We start from the raw sequence: 3,806 nt of genomic DNA, 5'->3' as shown, positions 1-3,806 counted from the left end.
GCTGCGCGCCGACCGCGAGCGCATGCGCCGGGTCGGCGAGCCGGCGGATGTGACCGGCCGGGCGGAACCCGTTGATGATCTCCAGGCTCGCGGCCAGAAACCGGTGCGCGGCCCGCCGGGCCTCCGGTGACGCACCGGCGAGCGCATCCGGCGCCAGCCCGCGCCGGCCGTCGGCCGGTGGGCCGGCGGTGGTCGCCGACCGATCGGTGACCACGGCGCCGGGTGTCGCCTGGGCCAGGTCGAGCGCCAGCTGTACACCGGGATGGGGGCCGGGACGCAGGTCGAACTGAGCCGGCTCGTCGGTGAACGGCGGGTCCAGCGGCGGGGCGGGCCGCAGTCGGACGGGGGGACGTCGGATCCGGGTCGCGACAGTCATCCGAGCTCCTGTTGATCTTGCGTTTGCCTTCGTTTGCCTTCGGCAGACCGATTTGAAGCCAGCATGACACCGTCCGTCAACGTCTGTCGATGACGGTGTTCGGACAACCAGTAGTCGCCGGACTACTCCGGCTCGCGCTCGATCAGCGGGTTGCTCTGCACCCACTGCGCCGTCTCGGCGTACTTGCGCTGGATGTACTCCTCCAGCTGGGCGCGTTCCACCCGCCACTGTCCGCGGCCGCCGATCTTGATCGCGGGCAACTCGCCACTGCGAACCATGTGATAGACCTGCGAGTCGGATACGTTGAGTTCGGCGGCGACGTCGGACAACTGCAGGAACCTCGGCTCCACGGTGACTCCCGGCTCGTCTACGTCGGTCGGTTCAGTGTGCCACCGTGGCCCCGGTGGCCCGCTCGGCGGCGTACATTGCATCAGCGACGACATCTGTGGGGGGCGAGCGTGTCCAACAACCTGCTCCGGGTCTACGTCCCGGCCACCCTGCCGGCGCTCGCCGGGCTCCGCGGCACCGGCCAACTGGCTTCCGACGTCGCGCACACCGTGACCCCCGCGCTGCGGGAGTGGTACGTCGAGGGTGACGAAGAAGAGTTGGAGTACGTCGCGTTCACCCGCGCCGCCCAGGAGTCACTGCGCCACCTGCGCGACGATCCGGCCGCCCCGCGACGGCGGGTGGTGATCGCCGTCGACCTGCCGGCGGACGCGTTGAAACGGTCCGTCGCCGAGCTTGGCTCCAGCACCGTGACGCTGGCCGGCCCGATCGCCTTCGCCTCGGTCGCCGCGGTGCACGTCGACGGCGACGAGGCGGTCGACGACGTGTCGGCGGCGGTGGACGCCGTGTCGCAGGCCGCCGCCGGCGACCCCGACGCCCAGTTCGTCGTGGACGGTGCCGAGGACCACGAACTGGAGTGGTACGACGTGTCCGAGCTGGATACGCTGCTGTGACCGGGCCGGCTCGCCCGGCTCAGCCCATGTGCGGGTAGCGGTGGCCGACCGGCGGCACGAACGTCTCCTTGATCGTGCGCGGCGACGTCCAGCGCAGCAGGTTGTGCTTCGACCCGGCCTTGTCGTTGGTGCCGCTGCCCCGGGCGCCGCCGAACGGCTGCTGCCCGACGACCGCACCGGTCGGCTTGTCGTTGACGTAGAAGTTGCCGGCCGCGTACCGCAGCATGGCGCCGGCTCGGTCGATCACCCGCCGGTCGGTCGCGAACACCGACCCGGTCAACGCGTACGGAGCGATCTCCTCGGCCTGGGCCACCACGTCCCAGAACTGGTCGTCGTCGTAGACCGACACCGCCAGGATCGGGCCGAAGTACTCGGTGCTGAACACCTCGTGCCCGGGATCGGTGCAGGTCAACAGGGTGGGCCGGACGAACCAGCCGACGCTGTCGTCGACCGTGCCACCGGCCAGCACCTGACACGACGGGTCGTTGCGGACCCGGTCCAGCACGGCCGCGTGCCGGGCGAACGCCCGGTCGTCGATGACCGCGCCGCCGAAGTTGGTGAAGTCGGCCACGTCGCCGTAGGGCAGTGACTCGACCGTCGCGACCAGTCGGTCCCGCAGCCCGGCCGTCCACAGCGACTTCGGCAGGTACGCCCGGGACGCCGCCGAGCACTTCTGCCCCTGGTACTCGTACGCGCCCCGGACCAGGGCGGTGTGCAGCGCCGCCGGGTCGGCGCTGGAATGCGCCACGATGAAGTCCTTGCCGCCGGTCTCACCGACCAGCCGAGGGTACGAACGGTACCGGCCGATGTTCTCCCCGACGGTCCGCCACAGCTGCTGGAACACCCGAGTGGAGCCGGTGAAGTGGATTCCGGCCAGATCCCGGTCGGCCAGCGTCACCTCGGACACCGCCAGCCCGTCCCCGGTGACCAGATTGATCACCCCCGGCGGCAGCCCGGCGGCCTCGAACAGCCGCATGGTGAAGTGGGCGGCGAACTGCTGCGTCGGCGACGGCTTCCAGACCACCGTGTTGCCCATCAACGCCGGCGCGGACGGCAGGTTGCCGGCGATCGCGGTGAAGTTGAACGGGGTGACCGCGTAGACGAAGCCCTCCAACGGGCGGTGGTCGAACCGGTTCCACACCCCCGGCGCGGACCAGGGCTGCTCGGCCAGCACCTGATGACCGAAGTGCACGTTGAACCGTAGGAAGTCGATCAGCTCGCAGGCCGAGTCGATCTCCGCCTGGTAGGCGGTCTTGGACTGACCGAGCATCGTGGCCGCGTTCACCGTGTCCCGCCACGGGCCGGCCAGCAGGTCGGCGGCGCGCAGGAAGACCGCGGCCCGTTCGGCGTACGGCAGGTTGCGCCAGCCCGGCGCCGCCTGCTTGGCCGCTGCCACCGCGGCCTCGGCGTCGGCCGGCTCGGCGTTGCCGGTGACCCCGAGGACGTGCCGGCGCCGGTGCGGCATCACCACCTCGATCGGCGCGCCCGCCGCCATCCGCTGCCGGCCGCCGATCGTCATCGGCAGTTCGATCCGGTCGGCTGACAACTCGGCGAGCCGGCGGCTCAGGTCGGCCCGCTCGGCACTGCCCGGCGCGTAGTCGCGGATCGGTTCGTTGCGGGGGTCGGGGGTGGCGGAAACGGCGTCCATCACAGGCTCCTGGCGTGATCTCGACAACGTCGGCGAAAGACGGACCCGTCGGGGCACCCGGTGGGGCGGCCACGGCGACGCGGTCCGGGTCCCATCGTCGCACGCCCAGCTGACCCGCACGCCGATCCGCGTACCCTGGTCGGCACCGGGCGACAGCGCGTCCGACGACCAGGAGGGCACCAGCGATGAGCAGCCAACCCGCAGCCGCCTCCGATGCCGAGGTGGGCCCGGACGGCTCGGACGCCGCGATGGTCCCGCACGACGGCCCGGACGGCTCGGTCGGCGCGGCGGTCCTGCTCGGTTGGCTCAGCCTCGCCTGGTTGACCCTGCTGATCGTCTCCGTGCTGAGTACCCTGGGGTCGTCCACCGACGGGGTGCTCGCGGTGACCGAGACCGCGTACGGGCTCCCGGCGGTGATCTTCGCGGCGCTGATCGCCGGAGCGGGTGTCGGACAGGCGGTCCGCCGGCTGGCGCACCGGTGGCTGGGCGCGGCGGCGGTGCCGAGACTGTTTGTCGCCCTCGGCTGCGGAGCGTCGACCGGCGTCGGTGCCGCCGCCGCTGTCGTGTTCGGCGACGGCCGGGGCGGGTCGGCCGTCGAGATCCTCGGCTGGGCGCTGTTCGCCGGCGCCACGGTCGGTGGTGCGTTGACGGGTCTGCACCGTCGTGCCGGCCTGCTGACGGCGGCGGCCGCCGCCGGCGCGCTGGGGGTTGCCAGCACAACAACCACCCCAGAACCCCCCCAAAGGACGCCGCCGTAACTTTTCTCAACCCCCCCCCCCCCCCAACCCTCCCCCTCCCCACAGCCCCCACTAGTCCTCCTCCC

At 71.9% G+C, this 3,806-nt stretch carries 4 protein-coding genes and 1 pseudogene; 2 read left to right on the top strand and 3 right to left on the bottom strand.

The genetic code is table 11. From position 1 onward, the window contains the following. Positions 1-376: pseudogene (locus ACXAHD_RS31625) on the bottom strand (hypothetical protein); the annotation flags it as partial. Positions 377-498: 122 nt separating this feature from the next. Beyond that, a complete protein-coding gene (locus ACXAHD_RS31620) occupies positions 499-726 on the bottom strand; it encodes a helix-turn-helix transcriptional regulator (RefSeq protein ID WP_281551696.1) in 228 nt (75 codons plus the stop codon). A gap of 108 nt (positions 727-834) precedes the next feature. On the opposite strand from ACXAHD_RS31620, the gene ACXAHD_RS31615 reads away from it, so the two are divergent. Further along, positions 835-1,335 carry a DUF6912 family protein gene (locus tag ACXAHD_RS31615; protein WP_281551695.1) on the top strand — a complete coding sequence of 167 codons (501 nt, stop codon included), beginning with the start codon at positions 835-837 and terminating at the stop codon, positions 1,333-1,335. 19 nt (positions 1,336-1,354) lie between these two features. Here the strand turns inward: ACXAHD_RS31615 and pruA are convergent, their stop codons facing one another. Then, positions 1,355-2,983, bottom strand: coding sequence for an L-glutamate gamma-semialdehyde dehydrogenase (pruA, locus tag ACXAHD_RS31610; RefSeq protein WP_281551694.1), 1,629 nt, complete (start codon positions 2,981-2,983; stop codon positions 1,355-1,357). Between the two features lie 185 nt (positions 2,984-3,168). Between pruA and ACXAHD_RS31605 the strand changes: the two genes are divergently transcribed. Continuing rightward, positions 3,169-3,741 (top strand): hypothetical protein, encoded by a 573-nt coding sequence (locus tag ACXAHD_RS31605; protein WP_475055084.1) that lies wholly within the window; start codon positions 3,169-3,171, stop codon positions 3,739-3,741. Positions 3,742-3,806: the final 65 nt, after the last annotated feature.

The organism is Micromonospora sp. ABR4_055, assembly GCF_056160425.1.
Note: the sequence above shows the minus strand (reverse complement) of the source record. Positions and strands in the feature narration are given on the sequence as shown.

Excerpts from the sequence above, each read along its gene's own strand:
- pruA (WP_281551694.1), bottom strand. The coding sequence starts at position 2,983 with ATGGACGCCGTTTCCGCCACCCCCGACCCCCGCAACGAACCGATCCGC.
- ACXAHD_RS31605 (WP_475055084.1), top strand. The coding sequence starts at position 3,169 with ATGAGCAGCCAACCCGCAGCCGCCTCCGATGCCGAGGTGGGCCCGGAC.